The sequence below is a fragment of the Streptomyces sp. NPDC101110 genome (genome assembly GCF_044759525.1).
Lineage (GTDB): Bacteria > Actinomycetota > Actinomycetes > Streptomycetales > Streptomycetaceae > Streptomyces.
Genome location: NZ_JBIVZM010000005.1, coordinates 304,841 through 322,889 on the forward strand (window position 1 = coordinate 304,841; position 18,049 = coordinate 322,889).

Below are 18,049 nucleotides of genomic sequence, written 5' to 3' on the forward strand. Positions count from 1 at the left end.
CTCCGGTCGCCACGCGGTGACATGACCGTGACAGTCGATCACTACGCTCTCCTCCATGCGGATACGGGGGCGCAAACTCAGGTTCACGGCGGTGCTGGTCCTGGTGGTACTGGCACTGACCGGTTTCTCGTCGGGCCGGGGCCGCGGCGGCAGCCACGGTCACAGCGGCGGAGGCGGCGGGTGCAGCAGTTCCAGCCAGGACCACGACAGTTCGAGCTCGTCGTCGTCGAGCGGCGGCTCGTACGGCTCCGGCGGATCGAGCGGCGGTTCCTACGGCTCCGACGACGATGACTACTACGGCAGCAGCAGCAGCAGCGGCGGCAGCAGCAGCGGTGGCGGTTCCTACACCCGCAGGCCGGACCACGGGTCCACGCCGACGTCCTCCTCCGGCTCCGGCGGCCGCAAGGCGCTCGAGGACGGCACGGCGCGGCTGGTGAGCTGCGCGACCCCGGCCCGGCCGTACGCGACCGTCGAGGTCAGCAACCCCAACGGCCGCACGGCCGACTTCTCCGTCTCGGTCACCTTCGAGGACGACCGGGGCCTCACCGTCGTCAGCCGGTACGGGGAGGTCACGGTGCCCGCGAACGGCAGGGCCACCGTCGACGTCCGGGTGGGCGGCTCGGGCCTGGTGGACTCGGTCGACCACTGCGAGGTCGACCGTCAGGCCCTCGTCGACGACTGACGGGACCCGCGGGCGACGGGACGTCAGTCCCGCAGCTCGGTGAGGAATTCGATCAGCGCCTCGTTCACCTCGGCGGGCCGCTCCTGCTGCGTCCAGTGGCCGCAGCCCGGCAGCACGAGCGGCTTGCGGCGCAGATTGGGCATGAGGCCGGGCAGCCGCTCGATCAGTTCCGGCGTGCCCGGGAAGCCCGGGACCAGGTCGCGGTCGCCGTACACGTACAGCGCGGGCGGGGAGAGGACCGCGCCCTGCCAGGGGGCGGTCAGCTCCCAGTTGCGGTCCAGGTTGCGGTACCAGTTGAGGGCGCCGGTGAAGCCCGGCTCGAAGCTCTCGGTCAGCACGTCGAGGTCCGACTCGGTCAGCCACGCGGGCAGCACCTCGGGGTCCGGGGCGTCCGCGAGCCAGCCGCGCTCCGGGTCGACCAGGGCCTGCTCGGGCCGCCCGGCGCCCGGCGCGTCACCGGAGGTTGCGTACAGCAGCTTGCGCAGGGCCGTGCGGGTGTCGGCGCCGAGCTCGGCCTCGGCGGCCCCGGGCCGGTCGAAGTAGTTCCAGTAGAAGCGGCCCTCAAACCGCTCCTGCATGGTCTGAAGCGGGGGCCTGCTGCCGCGGAACGGCGGCGGCACGCTCAGCCCGGCCACCCCGCGCACCACGTCCGGGCGCAGCAGCGCGGTGTGCCAGGCCACCGGCGCGCCCCAGTCGTGCCCGACGACGAACGCCCGCTCCTCGCCCAGCGCGTGGACCAGCCCGACCACGTCCCCCACCAGGTGGAGGATGCTGTAGGCGGCCACGTCCTCGGGGCGGTCGCTGCCGCCGTACCCGCGCTGGTCTGGCGCCACCACCCGGAACCCGGCCTCGGCCAGCGGCCCGAACTGGTGCCGCCAGGAGTGCCAGGACTCCGGGAAACCGTGCAGCAGCACCACGAGCGGGCCCTCGCCCTGCTCGGCGATGTGCAGTCGTATGCCATTGACGTCGATCATCCGATGCTCAACCACGCCCCGAGCATACGCGTGTAGGGCTCAACGACTTTTACTCGCGCAACCGGTACTCCCGGGACCGCCCGGCGAACAGGCGGGCCTGCCGCTCACCCGCCGCGTTCCCGAGTGCGATCAAGTGGGGCGCCTGCGCGAAGCCCTGCGCCCGGCCCGCCTCACTCGCGGCCCACAGCGCCCGCACGGTGCCCTGCACGGCCTCGGTCGGATACCCGGCGAGGACGGTGGCGCAGGCGGTCGCCGCGGCCGGCGCGCCGCCCTCCGCGACGAGTTCCGACACCAGACCGACCTCGTACGCCCGCCGGGCCGAGATCCGTTCCGCCGTGCCCATCAACGCCATCCGGGCCACCTCCCCGTACGGCATGCGCTGGGTCATGAGCACGGACTCGTAGGCGCTGACCATGCCGTACGTGGTGTGCGGGTCGAAGAACGTGGCGGTGGTGTCGGCGACGACGAACTCCGCCTCACCGAGCAGGTAGAAGGCCCCTCCGCAGGCCATGCCGTGCACGGCGGCGACGACCGGCTTCCACAGGTCGTTCGCCTTCGGGCCGATGCCGAGCAGCGGATCGTCCTGTGCATACGGCGAGTTGGGCTGCGGTACGACCGTGTCCCGGTCGATGCCGGTGCAGAAGGCGCGCTCTCCGGCCCCGGTGAGGACGATCGCCCGCACGGAGTCGTCGAAGCGCAGCTCGCCCCACGTGGAGGCCAGTTCGTCGGCCATGGCGAGGTCGACGGCGTTGAGCCGTCCCGGCCGGTTCAGCGTCACGACGGCGACCCCGCTGTCCCGGTCGGCCCGCACGAGCACACTGCTCATGACCGCTCCGGAACCCACTGGGGGAGCCCGTCGTGGAAGACGGCCCGCACCCGCGCGCCGATGCGCAGGTTCTCCGCCGGGAAGGCGCCCAGGGGCTGTCCGGCTCCGGGGACCAGGTTGCCCACCAGCCGGATGCGGGGTGCCTCGTCCAGCTCGACGACGACCACGTTGTACGGCGCGTGTGCCGCGTAGTCGGGCAGCAGCGGCGGATGGGCGACGACGTACGACCAGACCCGGCCGCGGCCGGACACCGGCCGCCACTCGCTGTCGAAGGACTGGCAGTGCGGACAGCAGGGCCGGGGCGGGAAGCGCAGCTCGCCACAGGCGGCGCAGGCCTGGACGCGGAGTTCGCCCTGGGCGGCGTACTCCCAGAAGGGGGCGCCGTCGGTGTCGGGGACGGGACGCAGCATCGGTAGCTCCTCAACTCCTCAGCAGCAGGGCGGAGGTCGGGACCCCTTCGCCCGCCGTGACCAGACAGACGGAGGCGCCCGGCACCTGCGCGGTACTGGTCCCGCGCAGTTGCCTGACCCCTTCGTTGACGAGGTTGAAGCCGTGGACGTAGGCCTCGGACAGCCCGCCCCCGCCGGTGTTCAGCGGCAGCAGCCCGCCGGTCTCCAGTGCCCCGCCCTCGGTGAACGCCCCGCCCTCCCCGCGCCCGCAGAAGCCGTAGCCCTCCAGACTGAGCAGGACCAGAGGCGTGAACGCGTCGTAGATCTGGACGACGTCGACGTCCTCCGGTGTCAGGTCGGCGTGCTTCCACAGGTGCCGGGCGGCGGCCCAGGCGGGGCCCGTGAGGGGGTCGTCGTTCCAGTAGTTGACCATGCCGTGGTGCTGGGCGGGCAGCGACTGGGCGGCGGAATGGACGTACACGGGCCTGTGCCGGCAGTCGCGGGCCCGCTCGGCGGAGACCACCACACAGGCCAGCGCCCCGTCGGTCTCCAGGCAGTTGTCGAAGAGGCAGAGTGGCTCGCTGATCCAGCGGGAGGTCATGTACATCTCGCGGGTCAGCGGCCGGTCGTACATGATCGCGTCCGGGTTCTGGTTGGCCCGGTTGCGGCAGGCGAGGGCGACGTTGAACAGGTGGTCCCGGGTGGCGCCGTACTCGTGCAGGTAGCGGCGGGTGAGCATCGCGATCTCGTCGGCGGGGCGCAGCAGTCCGAAGGGCCGGGTCCACTGGGCCGGGGTCGGGAGCTGGACGGTGGTGCTGGTCCAGGGCCGGGGCCCGCTGCCCCGCTTGCGGGAGCGCCAGGCCACCCCGACGCTCGCCTGCCCGGCGGCAATGGCGGCGGCGAGATGGGCCACGGTGGCGCACGAACCGCCGCCCCCGAAGCCGACCTTGCTGAAGAACGTGAGGTCACCGAAGCCGCAGGCCTTCGCCAGCTCAACCTCGTCGGTCTCCTCCATGGTGTAGGAGGCGAGGGCGTCGACCTCGCCGGGCGCGATCCCCGCGTCGTCGAGGGCGGCCAGGACGGCCCGGCAGGCGAGGGTGCGTTCGTCCTCCGGAAGCCGTTTGGCGAAGGGCGTCTGGCCTATGCCGACGATGGCGGTGGCGTCCTTGAGGGCTCCCGATCCTGCTGCCATGCTGCGCGCACCTCCGGGCCCGAACGGTCGCTGACAGGTCGTCAGATTACAGATAATCTGACGGGTAGTCAGCTCCTACGTCGTCGGGAGGCGCACTGTGCGAGCGGATACGGCATGGGAGAGCATTCCTGCCCTGGTCAGGGCGTCGGCCGAGCGGTACGCGGACACCGAAGCCGTCGTCGAGGGCCGCACCCGCGTCACCTACGCGGAACTCGGCGCACGCGTGGAGCGCGCGGCGGCGGCCTGCCTGGCGACCGGCCTGGAACCGGGCGACCGCGTCGGCATCTGGGCCCCGAACTCGCTCGACTGGATCGTCGCCGCCCTGGGCGCGGTCTCGGCGGGGGCAGTGCTCGTCCCGCTCAACACCCGCTTCAAGGGCGCCGAGGCGGCGGACGTACTGCGCCGCAGCGGCGCCCGGCTGCTGTTCGTGACCGGCACCTTCCTCGGCACCTCGTACGTGGCGTCCCTGCGCCGGGCGGCGGGCGACGGCCCGGGCACCGGCCCGCTGCCCGGCCTGCCCGCGCTGCACCACGCGGTCGTCCTCTCGGACGACGCCCCGGCCGGCTTCCTCACCTGGAAGGACTTCCTGGCCGCGGGGGAGGGGGCGGAGGCGGCGGAGGTACGGGAGCGGTCCGCCGCCGTACGGGATACCTGGCCCTCGGACATCATCTTCACCTCGGGCACGACCGGCCGCCCCAAAGGAGCGGTCATCACCCACGGCCAGACCCTGCGGGCCTACGACATCTGGGGCGAACTGGCGGGCCTCACCCGGGGCGACCGCTACCTGATCGTCAACCCCTTCTTCCACACCTTCGGTTACAAGGCCGGGGTGATCGCCTGCCTGATGCGGGGCGCGACGATGATCCCCCAGCCGGTGTTCGACGTGAACACGGTCCTGGCCAACATCGCCGCCGAGCGGATCTCCGTCCTCCCCGGTCCCCCGACCCTCCTCCAGTCCCTGCTCGACCACCCCGCACGTGACGCCCACGACCTCTCGTCCCTGCGCCTGGTCGTGACGGGAGCGGCGGTCGTACCGCTGCGCCTGGTGGAGCGCCTTCGCACCGAACTCGGCATCGGCACGGTCCTCACGGCGTACGGCCTCTCCGAGGCGAGCGGCGTCGTCACGATGTGCCGGCGCGGCGACGACCCGACGGTGATCGCGTCCACCTCGGGCCGGGCCATCCCGGGCACGCGGGTACGAGTCGCGGATCCCGGGGGCCGGCCCCTCCCCCCGGGCCTGCCGGGCGAGGTCCTGGTCCGCGGCTTCCACGTCATGACCGGCTACCACGAGGACGAGCCGGCCACCGCCGAGGTGCTGTCCCCGGACGGCTGGCTGCGCACCGGCGACGTCGGCGTGCTGGACGAGGCGGGCAACCTGCGCATCACCGACCGCCTCAAGGACATGTTCATCGTCGGCGGCTTCAACGCCTACCCCGCCGAGATAGAGCAGCTCCTGTGCCTCCACCCGGAGGTGGCCGACGCGGCGGTGATCGGTGTACCCGACGCCCGCCTCGGGGAGGTCGGCCGGGCCTACGTCGTACGCCACCCCGGTGCCCTGCTGACCGCCGACGACCTGATCGCCTGGTCGCGCCGGGAGATGGCGAACTACAAGGTCCCGAGAAGCGTCGAGTTCGTCGCGGAACTGCCGCGCAATGCGAGCGGGAAGGTGGTGAAGGGCGCACTGCGGGACGCCGTCACCGGCCGGGCGGCAGGGCAGGGGTTCCGGTGACCGACATCATCAGGGAGTACAGGGTGGTGTCGGCGGCGATGAACAGGCGGTTGCGGCGGGCGCCGCCGAAGCGGACGTTGGCGACGGTGCCGGGCACCAGGATGCGGCCGAGCAGCGTGCCGTCGGGGTGGTAGCAGTGCACGCCCCCGTCCATGGCGGCGGCCCACAGCCGCCCCGCGTCGTCGAACCGGATGTTGTCGAAGGTGCCGTGCGCGCACACGGCGAACACCTCACCGCCGGAGAGCGAGGTCCCGTCCTCGCCGACGTCGAAGACACGGATGTGGCCGGCCAGGCTGTCGGACACGTACAGCCGCCTCTCGTCCGGCGAGAAGACCAGCCCGTTCGGCCCCTCGAACCCGTCCGCGACCAGCCGCACCTCGCCGGTCACGGGGTCGGCGCGGTAGACGTTGCGAGCCCCGATCTCGCTCTCGGCGCGACGACCCTCGTAGTCGGTGGCGATCCCGAACTCGGGGTCGGAGAACCACACCGACCCGTCCGACCTCACGACGGCGTCGTTCGGGCTGTTGAGCCGCTTGCCCCGGAACCGCTCGGCGATCACCGTGACCGAACCGTCGTGCTCGGTCCGGGTCACCCGCCGGTTGCCCTGCTCACAGGTGATGAGACGGCCCTGGGCGTCCAGGGTGTTGCCGTTCGGGAACCCGGCGGGGGAGCGGTAGACGCCGACGGCCCCGGTGGTCTCGTCCCACCGCAGCAGCCGGTCGTTGGGGATGTCGCTCCACACGAGATACCGCCCCGCGGGTACGTACACCGGCCCCTCCGCCCACCGGCACCCCTCGTACAGCGTCTCCAGCCGTGAGTCCCCCGCCTGGCACCTGCCGGTCCGGAACCGCTCGTCGAGCGTCTCGTAGAGGTGGGGCTGCTCGCCGGGCATGGGGGCCGCCTTCATATGGGGACCGACTGTGATCTGCGCCGACCCACTATCGCGCGCTCCGGCCCGCGGCGCACTCCGCCGGGCCGACGGTGCCCCGATGCCGCATGTCGTCGTGGAACCCGTGATCAAGGGGGGCGCCGACGCGGCGGTCGCCCTGCTCCAGGAAACCGGCCTGCCCGGCCACCGGCACGCGATCGGCGCGCCCCCGCCCCCGAACACACCTCGGCCGCGACGGCTCCCCCTCCGCGCCGCCGCGGCCGAACCCCGTGTTCCGGTGGCTTACTTCGTCGGCTTGAAAGGCTCCGACGTGGCGTGCAGGTCCTTGGTCTCCAGCGGCTCGTCCGTGGCGTGCAGGTCCTGCTTCTTGAGGGCCCCCTCGTCCGTGGCGTGCAGGTCCTTGGTCTCCAGCGGCTCGTCCGTGGCGTGCAGGTCCTGCGGCTTGAGCTCGTCGCCCATGTTCGTCAACTCCCCTTGCGATGGATCAGGCAGTCAGGTCGGCGGGCCCGTCCGGTCACTCCCCCGAGGGTGGCCGGGCGGGCCCACCCGGGTCTCACCCCGGACAACAGGGCGAGGCCCGTGCGACGACCCGTCTGCCCCCCGACGCGACGGATCGACTGCGTCCATCATGGCGGGAGGCGATAAACGAATGATGAACGCCCCGGCGAACCCTCAGGCTGCCTGCACCGGGGACAGCAGCGCCCGCACCTCGGCGGCTTCGGGCGAGCCCAACTCCTCGTAGATCCCGGCCGCTTCCTGCCAGCAGACCTGGGCCCGGCCGGTCTGGCCGATCCCGCTGAGCGCGCGCCCGAGGACCGTGAGGACATTGCCGCGCCGCCACTCCCCGCCGATCCCGCGCAGCACCGTGAGCGCCATCTCGGCATTCGCCGCGGCCCGCGCCGCTCGCCGGGCGGCGAGATCCACCTCGGCCAGCCGGAACAGGCTCATGCCTTCCCAGAGGCGCTGTCTGCTGTCGCGGAACACCTCCAGCGCCTCCCGGAGCCGGTCGGCCGCCTTGCCCAGTTCGCCGCTCTGGGTGAGAGCGAGCCCGAGGGCGTAGCGGGCGTTCGCGCCGCGCATCGAGTTGCCGAGGCCGTCGTAGACGTCGATGCCCTGCTGGGCCAGCGCGACAGCGCTCTGGGTACGGCCGGTCGCCAGGTGGATCCGGGAGAGGTTGCAGAGCGCGGCGGCCTCACCCGGGCGGTCGCCCAGGGCCCGGAAGTGCTCGATGGCCCGGGAGAGGTGCTCCTCGCCGTCCGTGTGCCGGTTCTGGTACAGCGCGATGATGCCGCGCGCGTTGCGGGCCCAGCAGACGGGGAGCAGGTCGTCGGACTCCTGCGCGAGCAGGATGGCCCGCTCCGCCTCCTCCTCGGCCCGTTCGAAACGGCCGCTCACGTGGTGGACGTTGACGAGCGTCATCAGGGCCCGTGCCTCCGCCCGCGCGAGGCCGTGCGAGCGGGCCGCTCCGACGAGCGCCCCGGCCGTCGCCTCGTACTCCCGGGAGTTGGCCCCCGACTCGGACAGGTCGTGCGCGGCCCACAGCATGTCGATGGCCCGGGGAAGGCTCTCCGGCTGCCCCGCGGACTGCCGTGCGCAGGCGAGGAGGCTCATGGCCTCCGCGTACAGCCAGTCCTGCGCCGCGTGCCGGTCGTCGAACCGCAGCCCCGGATACGACGTGGGTTCCAGATGGTCCACCAGCCGGTCGCCCGGTCGTTCGATCGCGTACACGCCGGCGGCCGACGCCAGGTAGAAGTCCAGCAGCCGGGACAGCGCCGCCCCCCGTTCGCTCGGGGGCAGTTCGTCCCGCTCCGCGCAGGCACGCGCGTAGAGCCGCACCAGGTCGTGGAAGCGGTAGCGGCCGGGGGCCGCCGATTCGAGGAGGGACGTGTCCACCAGGGACTCCAGCAGGTCCTCCGTGTCCTCGGCCGGCAGGTCCAGGACCGCCGCGGCGGCGGTGAGGGAGATGTCGGGGCCGTCCGCGAGGCCCAGCAGGCGGAACGCACGGGCCTGGGCGGGCTCCAGCTGGCCGTAGCCGAGTTCGAAGGTGGCCTTGACGGCCAGGTCGCCGGCCTGGAGTTCGTCCAGGCGGCGGCGTTCGTCGGCGAGCTTCGCCGCGAGGACCGACACCGTCCAGGTGCGGCGGGCCGCCAGGCGGGAGGCCGCGATGCGGATCGCCAGCGGCAGGAAACCGCAGGCGGCCACCACGTCCAGGGCGGCCTTCCGCTCGGACGCCACCCGCTCCTCGCCCACGATCTTCGTGAACAGCGCCAGCGCCTCGTCAGGGGACATCACGTCGAGGTCGATCAGGTGGGCGCCCGCGAGGTCCACCATCCGCACCCGGGACGTGACCAGCGCGGCGCAGCCGTCCGTGCCGGGCAGCAGGGGACGTACCTGGGCGGCGTCCCGGGCGTTGTCCAGCAGGACCAGCACCCGGCGCCCGGCCAGGACCGAGCGGAACAGGGCCGCACGCTCCTCCAGCGAGTCGGGGATCGCCGAGTCGGCCGTGCCGAGGGCGCGCAGGAAGGAGCCGAGGACCGTCTCCGGCTCCGCCGCCCGGGCGCCCGCACCCTGGAGGTCGACGTAGAGCTGCCCGTCCGGGAACGCCGTGCGGGCCTGGTGGGCCACGTGCACCGCGAGGGTCGTCTTGCCGACGCCGCCGATGCCGGCCAGGGCCGAGACCGCCATGACCCGCCCCTCGGCGGACGAGAGGATGTCGCCGAGTTCGCGGACGAACGCCGAGCGGCCGGTGAAGTCCGGGACGGTGGCCGGCAGTTGTGCCGGGCGCACCGGGACGGCGGCCGGTTCGGGCGCCGGGGAGGAGGGCTCCGCCAGCGAGGGGTCGGCCTGGAGGATCCGCTGCTGCAACTCGCTCAGGCCGGGGCGCGGGTCCACGCCGAGCTCGTCGGCGAGCAGGCGCCGGGTGTCCGCGTACACGGCGAGTGCCTCGGCCTGGCGGCCACTGCGGTAGAGCGCCAGCATCAGGAGCTCGCGCAGCCGCTCGCGCAGGGGGTGGGCGGCGGTGAGGGCCGTGAGTTCGGAGACGGCCTCGGCGTGCCGGCCCTGCTCCAGGTCCATGTCCAGCCGGGACTCGACCAGTTGGAGCCGCCACTCCTCCAGACGGACGCGCTGGGCCTCCGCGTAGGGGCCGGGCACGCCGGCCAGAGTCTCCCCGTCCCACAGGGCGAGGGCGCGGCGCAGGGTGGTGCGGGCGTGGCAGAGGTCGCCCGCGGAGCGGGCCTTCTCCGCCTCGGTCGCCAGGTCCTGGGCGACGGTGAGGTCCAGGGCGCCCAGGGCGAGGTCGCGGACCGCGTAGCCGCCGGACTCGCTGACCAGGACGGCGGTGGCGGTGCCGCCCGGCCGGCGGGCCTCGCCGCCCGGGTCCAGCACCTTGCGCAGGCGGGAGGCGTACGTCCGCACCGCAGCCAGTGCCTGGGAGGGCGGTTCCTCGCCCCACAGGGCGTCGATCAGTTCCGCCGCCGTGGCGGTGCGGCCCTCGCGCAGCAGCAGGGCGGCGAGGAGCGCGCGCTGCTGGGGGGACCCGGTGCTGACGGGCTCGTCGCCGCGCCAGGCGCGGACGGGGCCGAGTACCCCGAAACGCAGCGCCGCGGCCTCCGCCGGCCCGGCCGGTCCGGTCGTCTCCGCCGGCTCTGGTGTGGAGTCGGGACGCCGCTGCTCCGGTACGCGCGGCACACCCTTCGGTACACCGTCCATGCAGTCCCCCTAGACATCCTGAGCAACCAGGCCAGTTTGCCCTGTGGGCGGCGGATACGTCAGCCGTGGGAGACACCGATCACAGGGCGACGCGGGGGAGTCCACCGTGTCTGCACAATCTCTCCGCACGCACCCGGCCGCAACGAGCACATCACGCCACCGCGGCCGGAACCGGCCCCTGTACGCATAGCTGACGACCCGTCAGATCAGCGCTACCGTGAGCGCCATGGACACCCACCACAGCACCTTTCCGCTGATCATCTCCGTGGACGACCACACCGTGGAGCCCGCCGGTGTCTGGCAGGAACGGCTTCCGCGGAAGTACCGGGACGTCGGGCCGCGGATCGTGCGGGCTCCCGTGAGGGAGATGACCTTCCTCGGCGGGCGCTTCAAGCCGGTCATGGGGCAGGCCGGGGACGACGGTCCGGTCGGGGACTGGTGGGTCTACGAGGACCTGCGGCGGCCGCTGACCCGGCTCGACACCGCCGTCGGGTACGCCAGGGACGAGATCCGGCTGGAGGTCATCACCTACGAGCAGATGCGCCCGGGCTCCTACGACGTCACCGCACGGCTCGCCGACATGGACGTCAACCACGTCCAGTCCGCCCTGTGCTTCCCCACGTTCCCGCGCTTCTGCGGCCAGACCTTCACCGAGGCGAAGGACCACGAGCTGGGTCTGCTCTGCGTCCGGGCCTACAACGACTGGATGGTGGAGGAGTGGTGCGGCCCCGACGCGCACGGGCGGCTCATCCCCCTGCCCATCGTCCCGCTGTGGGACGCCGGGCTGGCCGCGGCGGAGGTCCGGCGCAACGCCGCCCGCGGCGTCCGTGCCGTCGCCTTCTCCGAGATACCGCCCTTCCTCGGACTGCCGTCCATCCACACCGACGACTGGGACCCCTTCCTCGCGGCGTGCGACGAGACCGGCACGGTCGTCGCCATGCACATCGGCTCCAGCAGCCGCATGCCCTCCACCTCCGCCGACGCCCCGCCCGCCGTCGGCTCCACCATCACGTACGCCAACTGCTGCTTCTCCATGGTCGACTGGCTGATGAGCGGCAAGTTCGAGCGCTTCCCGAACCTCAAGGTCATGTACGCCGAGGGGCAGATCGGCTGGATCCCCTACATCCTGGAGCGGGCCGACGTGGTGTGGGAGGAGAACCGCGGCTGGGGCGGCGTCGCCGACAAGGTGCACCGGCCGCCGTCCGAGCTCTTCGCCGGGCACGTGTACGGCTGCTTCTTCGACGACGCCTTCGGGCTGCGCAACCTCGACTCCATCGGCGTCGGCAACGTCCTCTACGAGACCGACTACCCCCACTCCGACTCCACCTGGCCCAAGTCCCGCGAGGTCGGCGAGGCACAGATGGGCCACCTGGCGCCCGACGTGGTCGAGCGGATCGTGCGCGGCAACGCCGTCGAGCTGCTCGGGCTGACGCCCGAGGGTCTGTGGCCGGGCACCGGCGGTGGTGAACGGTGACCCTGCGCTACGGGATGCAGCTGCCCGTCCAGTCGCAGAGCACCCTCTACGCCGAGGGCTGGGAGGCCGCCGCCGGGCCGGAAGACCTGCTGGAGATCGCTCGCGCCGCCGACCGGGCCGGGTTCGACTACCTCGCGAGCTGCGACCACGTCGGCATCCCCCGCCGGCTCGCCGCCGCGATGAGCACCGTCTGGTACGACCCCGTCGCCACGCTCGCCTTCCTCGCCGCCGCCACCGAACGCGTCCGGCTGCTCAGCCACGTCGCGATCGTCGGACTGCGGCACCCCCTGCTCACCGCCAAGCAGTACGCGACCCTCGACCACCTGAGCGGAGGCCGGCTGGTCCTCGGGGTCGGCGCCGGGCACGTCCAGGAGGAGTTCGAGGCCCTGGGCGTCGACTTCCGTGGGCGCGGAGCCGTGCTGGACGAGTCGATCGACGCCCTGCGCGCCGCACTCGGACCCGCCGAGTTCCCCGAGCACCACGGCAAGCTGTACGCCTTCGAAGGTCTCGGGCAGCGGCCCCGGCCCGTCCAGGACCCCGTCCCGCTGTGGGTCGGCGGTTCCTCGCCCGCAGCCGTACGGCGGGCCGCGCTCAAGGGCGACGGCTGGCTGCCGCAGGGGGATCCGCGGGACCGGCTGCCCGAGCGGATCGCCCGTATCGGGGAGCTGCGCGAGAGGGCCGGGGCGCGGGGCCCGTTCACCGTGGGGGCCATCGCCGAGCCGCTGTACGTCGGCACGCCCCGCTGGGAGGTGGGGCGCCGCACCCTCACCGGCGCTCCGCGGGGGCTCGCCGAGTCGCTGCGGGCGTACCGGGCGATGGGCGTGCACCAGATCCAGGTGCGGTTCCGCAGCCGGAGCCGCAGTGAACTCACCGACCAGATCGCGGCGTTCGGCGCCGAGGTCGCCCCCGAGCTGTGAGGAGACCCCATGGGCAAGCTCGACGGACGGGTCGTCATCGTCACCGGCGCCGCACGCGGCCAGGGCGAACAGGAGGCCCGGCTGTTCGCGGCCGAGGGCGCCCGGGTGGTCCTCGCGGACGTCCTCGACGACCGGGGCGAGACCCTCGCGAAGGAGATCGGAGGGCGGTACGTCCATCTCGACGTGGGCCGGGAGGACGACTGGGAGGCCGCCGTCACCGCCGCCAAGGCCGCCTACGGCCACGTCGACGGGCTGGTCAACAACGCCGGCATCCTGCGCTTCAACTCCCTCCTCGACACGCCCCTCGACGAGTTCATGCAGGTCGTGCAGGTCAACCAGGTGGGCTGCCTGCTCGGCATCAAGGCGGTCGCCCCGGAGATGGCCGACGGGGGCACGATCGTCAACACCGCCTCCTGTACGGGGCTGACCGGGATGGCAGCGGTGGGCTCCTACGCGGCGACCAAGCACGCCGTGGTCGGTCTGACCCGGGTCGCGGCCCTGGAGCTGGCGGGTCGCGGGATACGGGTCAACGCCGTCTGCCCGGGGGCGATCGACACGGCGATGGCCAACCCGGCCCGGCTCGACCCGGACGCCGACCCGGAGGAGGCGGCGAGGGGCCTCGACCGGCTGTACCGCAAGCTCGTTCCGCTGGGCAGGGTCGGCCGCCCCGAGGAGGTGGCCCGGCTCGCGCTGTTCCTCACCTCGGAGGACTCCTCGTACATCACGGGGCAGCCGTTCGTGATCGACGGCGGGTGGCTGGCCGGGGTCAATGTCATCTGACGCACCATCAGCTATTGACGCCCTCAGGGGCCGGTGAAACAGTCGGAGCCATAATCTGACGCACCGTCAGAATCAACTGTGGGGCGGTGAACCTCCTTGGAATTCGGCATCTTCGTTCAGGGATACGTCGGCAAACGGGCCGAGACCGACCCGCTCGCCGAGCACAAGGCGCTGATGGAGGAGACCGAGTACGTCATCCAGGCGGACAGGTCCGGCTTCAAGTACGCCTGGGCCTCCGAGCACCACTTCCTGGACGAGTACTCGCACCTGTCCGCCAACGACGTCTTCCTCGGCTATCTGGCACACGCCACCGAGCGGATCCACCTCGGCTCGGGCATCTTCAACCCGCTCGCCCCGGTCAACCATCCGGTGAAGGTCGCCGAGAAGGTCGCCATGCTCGACCACCTCAGCGGCAACCGTTTCGAGTTCGGCAGCGGCCGGGGCGCCGGATCCCACGAGATCCTCGGGTTCATGCCGGGGGTGACCGACATGAACCACACCAAGGAACTCTGGGAGGAGACCATCGCCGAGTTCCCCAAGATGTGGCTCCAGGACGAGTACCAGGGCTTCCAGGGCAAGCACTGGTCGCTGCCGCCGCGCAAGATCCTGCCCAAGCCGTACGGCGGCTCCCACCCGGCGATGTGGTACGCGGCCGGGTCGCCGCCGTCGTACGCCATGGCCGCGAGGAAGGGGCTCGGCGTGCTCGGCTTCAGTGTGCAGAAGGTCTCCGACATGGAGTGGGTGCTGGAGCAGTACAAGACGGCGATCGTGGACGCGGAGCCCGTCGGCGACTACGTGAACGACAACGTGATGGTGACGACGACCGCGATCTGTGCGCCGACCCATGCGGAGGCGGTGCGGATCGCGGCGAGCGGGGGGCTGCACTATCTGCCCTCGCTGGTGTTTCGGTACCACGACACGTTCCCGCGGCCCGAGGGGTTCCCGGTGTGGCCTCAGACGCTGCCGGAGTACACCGAGGAGTTCGTGGAGGTGCTGATCGAGGAGGAGCTGCTGATCTGCGGAGACCCGGACGAGGTGCTGCGGCAGTGCGAGCGGTGGGAGCGGGCCGGGGCGGACCAGTTGAGTTTCGGGTTGCCGGTGGGGGTGCCGAAGGAGGAGACCCTGCAGACGATCCGGCTGGTCGGGGAGTACGTGATTCCCAAGATCGACACGGATCCCGTGCATCGGACCTCGCGGTTCCGGCGGGGGGCCTGAGCTTTCGTCGGCGGGTGCGGCGTACATGTGGCTCGTCGCGCAGTTCCCCGCGCCCCTGAAGGTGATCATCCCAAGGGAGTTGACTGGGCATGCTCGATCACGTCATCAAGGGTGTGACCGTCGTGGACGGGACGGGCACTCCCGCTTTCACCGCTGACGTCGGCATCAAGGACGGGCGGATCGCGGCCATCGGTCAGGTCACCAGGAGAGCACGGTCGGTCGAGGACGCCTCCGGGCTCGTCCTCGCCCCCGGCTTCGTCGATCCCCACACCCACTACGACGCCCAGCTCTTCTGGGATCCGTACGCCACGCCCTCGCTCAACCACGGTGTCACCACCGTCGTCGGCGGCAACTGCGGGTTCACGCTCGCGCCGCTGCATCCCGGGCGGCCCGAGGACGCCGACTACACGCGGCGGATGATGTCCCGGGTCGAGGGCATGGCGCTGGTGGCGCTGGAGCAGGGGGCGCCGTGGAGCTGGCACTCCTTCGGTGAGTACCTGGACGCCCTGGAGGGGCGGATCGCCGTGAACGCCGGGTTCATGGTGGGGCACTGCGCGCTGCGGCGGTACGTGATGGGGCCCGGGGCCGTGGGCGGGCAGCCGAGCCAGGAGCAGCTCGCCGCGATGGTGCGGCTGCTGCGGGAAGCCATGGACGCCGGGGCGTGGGGGCTGTCCACCACCCAGTCGACCAGCCACTCCGACGGTGACGGGCAACCGGTCGCCTCCTGGCACGCCCAGCCGGCCGAGCTGCTGGCGTTGTCGCGGGCCGTCGGGGAGTGCGAGGGCACACAGATCGAGGCGATCGTCGCCGGCTGTCTGGATCAGTTCAGCGACGCGGAGATCGATCTGTTCGTGGAAATGAGCGCGGTGGCCGGGCGGCCGCTGAACTGGAACGTGCTGACGATCGACGCGGCCGTTCCCGAGCGGGTGCCCCGGCAGCTGCTCGCGAGCGAGCAGGCACGGAAGGCGGGCGGCAGGGTCGTGGCCCTGACCATGCCGATCCTCACGCCGATGAACATGTCGCTGGGGACCTTCTGCGCGCTCAATCTGATCCCGGGCTGGGGGCCCGTCCTCGGACTGCCGGTGCCCGAGCGGATCCGGAAGCTGCGTGATCCGGACGTGCGGGCCGAACTGCTGCGCCGCGCCGACTCCAAGGAGGCCGGGGTCTTCCGGCGGCTCGCCAACTTCGGGCGGTACGTCATCGGGGACACCTACAGCGAGGCGAACGCCGGGCTGACCGGGCGCGTGGTGGGGGACATCGCAAAGGAGCGCGGGCAGGAGCCCTTCGCGTGCCTGGTGGAGATCTGCGCCCGGGACGACCTGCGCACGGTGCTGTGGCCGATGCCGGCCGACAACGACCCGGCGTCCTGGGCCCTGCGCGCCGAGACCTGGCAGCACGAGGACGTGCTGCTCGGCGGGTCCGACGCGGGCGCCCACCTGGACCGGATGTGCGGGGCGCCGTACACGACCCGGTTCCTCGGGGACTGTCTGCGGGGGCGGAGGCTGGTCGGTCTGGAGCAGGCCGTGAAGATGCTCACCGACGACCCGGCCCGGCTCTTCGGGCTGCGGGACCGGGGCCGGATCGAGGAGGGCCGGCACGCGGACCTCGTGCTGCTCGACCCGGAGCGGATCGACGCGGGCCCGGCCACCCTGGTGCACGACCTGCCGGGCGACAGCCCGCGGCTGGACTCCCGGGCGCTGGGCGTGCGGGCCGTCTGGGTCAATGGGGTCGAGGCGATCCGGGACGACGTGGTGACCGGGGCCGTGCCGGGCCGGGTGCTGCGTTCCGGGCGGGACACGGAGACGGTGAGCACACGGTGACGGCACGGCAGTCGCTGTTCGTCGGCGGCTCCTGGGTGGAGCCGGACGGCGGGCACTACGAGGTGATCGACCCGGCGGCCGAGCGGACCGTCGGGTGGGCCCCGGAGGCCTCGCGGGATCAGGTGCGGGCGGCGTGCGCAGCGGCCCGCGAGGCCTTCGGGCCCTGGTCGCGCACGGCGCCGGAGGAGCGGGCCGCGGTGCTCGCCCGGGCGGCGGGGCTCATCGCCGCCCGGCTGAAGGAGCACGCGGAGCTGGCCGGGGCCGAGACCGGAGCGACCCCGCGCACCGCACGCGCCCTGCAGGTCGGGGTGGCGGCCGCCCGCTTCCGGCGCTACGCCCGCGTGGAGCCCGCCGAGTGGGCGGTCCCGCCGCAGATCAACGAGGCCGGGCCGATGGGGAAGGCGGGTGTGATGGGCGCCCTGGCCGTCCGGCAGCCCGTCGGGGTCGTCACCTGCATCACCTCGTACAACAACCCCTGGGCCAACCCGGCCGGCAAGGTCGCCCCCGCCCTGGCCATGGGCAACACGGTCGTGGTGAAGCCGGCTCCGCAGGATCCGCTGTCGGTCTACCGGATGGCCGAGGCGCTGGAGGCGGCCGGTGTGCCTCCGGGGGTGGTGAACGTGGTCAGTGGCACACGTGCGGAGGTCGGTGAGGCCGCCGTCGCCTCGCCGGACGTCGACATGGTGAGCTTCACCGGCTCCACGGCGGTCGGACGGAGCATCGCCGAGGTGTGCGGGCGCGGCATGAAACGGCAGTTGATGGAGCTGGGCGGGAAGGGTGCCGCGCTCGTCTTCGACGACGCCGACCTCGCCTCGGCCGTGGCCGGGATCGGGACCACCTTCTCCTTCTACAGCGGGCAGATCTGCACGGCGCCGACGCGGGTGCTGGCCCAGCGCGGGACGTACGACCGGCTGGTGGAGCAACTGGCGGCCTATGCGCGGCGATTGAAGGTCGGGGACCCGCGGGAGCCGGACACCGTCGTCGGGCCGGTGATCTCGGCGGCGCACCGCGACCGTGTGGAGTCGTACGTCGAACTGGGCCGCAAGGAAGGGGCGGTGGTGGTAACGGGCGGGCAACGCCCGGACCTGCCGACCGGCTTCTACGTCGCCCCGACGCTCCTGGCCGACTGCGGCAGCGACATGCGCGTGGCCCGTGAGGAGATCTTCGGGCCGGTGGTGGTCGTCATCCCCTTCGACGACGAGGAGGAGGGCATCGCGCTGGCGGACGACACCGACTACGGGCTGATCGACTACGTCTGGTCGGGCGATGTGGCCCGGGCCTTCCGGGTGGCCCGGCGGCTGCGGGCCGGCGGGGTCGGGATCAACACGGTCGGGCGGAACATGGAGGCGCCCTTCGGCGGCTTCAAGCAGAGCGGTGTGGGCCGGGACGTCGGCTCGTACGCCCTGCACGCCTACAGCGAGGTGCAGTCGATCGTGTGGCCGGGCTGAGGC

The 18,049-nt window shown here is 72.5% G+C and carries 15 protein-coding genes; 8 read left to right on the forward strand and 7 right to left on the reverse strand.

Annotated elements, in window-relative coordinates; all coding sequences use genetic code 11:
- The first annotated feature begins 55 nt into the window (after positions 1 to 55).
- The gene (locus tag ACIQU3_RS13885) at positions 56 to 682 is read left to right on the forward strand and encodes a hypothetical protein (protein WP_403925020.1); all 627 of its coding nucleotides are present in this window, start codon (positions 56 to 58) and stop codon (positions 680 to 682) included.
- A gap of 23 nt (positions 683 to 705) precedes the next feature.
- On the opposite strand, the gene ACIQU3_RS13890 is transcribed toward ACIQU3_RS13885, so the two are convergent.
- Genes ACIQU3_RS13890 through ACIQU3_RS13905 form a run of 4 tightly spaced genes read right to left on the reverse strand, consistent with a single transcriptional unit; the run spans position 706 to position 4,063 of the window.
- Positions 706 to 1,656: an alpha/beta fold hydrolase gene (locus tag ACIQU3_RS13890; protein ID WP_403925337.1), complete on the reverse strand. Its 951-nt coding sequence runs from the start codon at positions 1,654 to 1,656 to the stop codon at positions 706 to 708.
- A gap of 49 nt (positions 1,657 to 1,705) precedes the next feature.
- The gene (locus tag ACIQU3_RS13895) at positions 1,706 to 2,482 is read right to left on the reverse strand and encodes an enoyl-CoA hydratase/isomerase family protein (RefSeq protein ID WP_403925022.1); all 777 of its coding nucleotides are present in this window, start codon (positions 2,480 to 2,482) and stop codon (positions 1,706 to 1,708) included.
- Positions 2,479 to 2,892, reverse strand: a complete 414-nt coding sequence (locus tag ACIQU3_RS13900) for a Zn-ribbon domain-containing OB-fold protein (RefSeq protein WP_403732566.1) — start codon at positions 2,890 to 2,892, stop codon at positions 2,479 to 2,481. The genes ACIQU3_RS13895 and ACIQU3_RS13900 overlap by 4 nt, the downstream gene beginning before the upstream one ends.
- 10 nt (positions 2,893 to 2,902) lie before the next feature.
- Positions 2,903 to 4,063 carry a lipid-transfer protein gene (locus ACIQU3_RS13905; protein WP_403925025.1) on the reverse strand — a complete coding sequence of 387 codons (1,161 nt, stop codon included), beginning with the start codon at positions 4,061 to 4,063 and terminating at the stop codon, positions 2,903 to 2,905.
- A 97-nt stretch (positions 4,064 to 4,160) separates the two neighbouring features.
- Between ACIQU3_RS13905 and ACIQU3_RS13910 the strand changes: the two genes are divergently transcribed.
- Positions 4,161 to 5,792 carry a FadD3 family acyl-CoA ligase gene (locus tag ACIQU3_RS13910; protein WP_403732572.1) on the forward strand — a complete coding sequence of 544 codons (1,632 nt, stop codon included), beginning with the start codon at positions 4,161 to 4,163 and terminating at the stop codon, positions 5,790 to 5,792.
- On the opposite strand, the gene ACIQU3_RS13915 is transcribed toward ACIQU3_RS13910, so the two are convergent.
- The 3 genes from ACIQU3_RS13915 to ACIQU3_RS13925 all read right to left on the reverse strand — a co-directional run bounded on the left by ACIQU3_RS13915 (position 5,758) and on the right by ACIQU3_RS13925 (position 10,392).
- The gene (locus tag ACIQU3_RS13915; protein WP_403925028.1) at positions 5,758 to 6,684 is read right to left on the reverse strand and encodes an SMP-30/gluconolactonase/LRE family protein; all 927 of its coding nucleotides are present in this window, start codon (positions 6,682 to 6,684) and stop codon (positions 5,758 to 5,760) included. The two genes, ACIQU3_RS13910 and ACIQU3_RS13915, sit on opposite strands and share 35 nt — an antisense overlap.
- A gap of 279 nt (positions 6,685 to 6,963) precedes the next feature.
- The gene (locus ACIQU3_RS13920; RefSeq protein ID WP_184910197.1) at positions 6,964 to 7,140 is read right to left on the reverse strand and encodes a hypothetical protein; all 177 of its coding nucleotides are present in this window, start codon (positions 7,138 to 7,140) and stop codon (positions 6,964 to 6,966) included.
- A 213-nt stretch (positions 7,141 to 7,353) separates the two neighbouring features.
- Positions 7,354 to 10,392: an AfsR/SARP family transcriptional regulator gene (locus ACIQU3_RS13925; RefSeq protein WP_403925032.1), complete on the reverse strand. Its 3,039-nt coding sequence runs from the start codon at positions 10,390 to 10,392 to the stop codon at positions 7,354 to 7,356.
- Between the two features lie 226 nt (positions 10,393 to 10,618).
- Between ACIQU3_RS13925 and ACIQU3_RS13930 the strand changes: the two genes are divergently transcribed.
- From ACIQU3_RS13930 to ACIQU3_RS13955, 6 genes are all read left to right on the forward strand, one after another.
- Positions 10,619 to 11,866, forward strand: a complete 1,248-nt coding sequence (locus ACIQU3_RS13930; RefSeq protein WP_403732582.1) for an amidohydrolase family protein — start codon at positions 10,619 to 10,621, stop codon at positions 11,864 to 11,866.
- A 14-nt stretch (positions 11,867 to 11,880) separates the two neighbouring features.
- On the forward strand, positions 11,881 to 12,783 hold the full coding sequence (locus ACIQU3_RS13935; RefSeq protein WP_403733395.1) for a TIGR03619 family F420-dependent LLM class oxidoreductase: 903 nt from the start codon (positions 11,881 to 11,883) through the stop codon (positions 12,781 to 12,783).
- 9 nt (positions 12,784 to 12,792) lie between these two features.
- Positions 12,793 to 13,563 (forward strand): SDR family NAD(P)-dependent oxidoreductase, encoded by a 771-nt coding sequence (locus ACIQU3_RS13940; RefSeq protein ID WP_403732585.1) that lies wholly within the window; start codon positions 12,793 to 12,795, stop codon positions 13,561 to 13,563.
- Positions 13,564 to 13,659: 96 nt separating this feature from the next.
- On the forward strand, positions 13,660 to 14,778 hold the full coding sequence (locus ACIQU3_RS13945) for an LLM class flavin-dependent oxidoreductase (RefSeq protein ID WP_403732588.1): 1,119 nt from the start codon (positions 13,660 to 13,662) through the stop codon (positions 14,776 to 14,778).
- Positions 14,779 to 14,867: 89 nt separating this feature from the next.
- Positions 14,868 to 16,598: an amidohydrolase family protein gene (locus tag ACIQU3_RS13950; protein ID WP_403925035.1), complete on the forward strand. Its 1,731-nt coding sequence runs from the start codon at positions 14,868 to 14,870 to the stop codon at positions 16,596 to 16,598.
- On the forward strand, positions 16,595 to 18,046 hold the full coding sequence (locus ACIQU3_RS13955; RefSeq protein ID WP_403732594.1) for an aldehyde dehydrogenase family protein: 1,452 nt from the start codon (positions 16,595 to 16,597) through the stop codon (positions 18,044 to 18,046). Before ACIQU3_RS13950 ends, ACIQU3_RS13955 begins: the two co-directional genes overlap by 4 nt.
- Positions 18,047 to 18,049 lie beyond the last annotated feature (3 nt).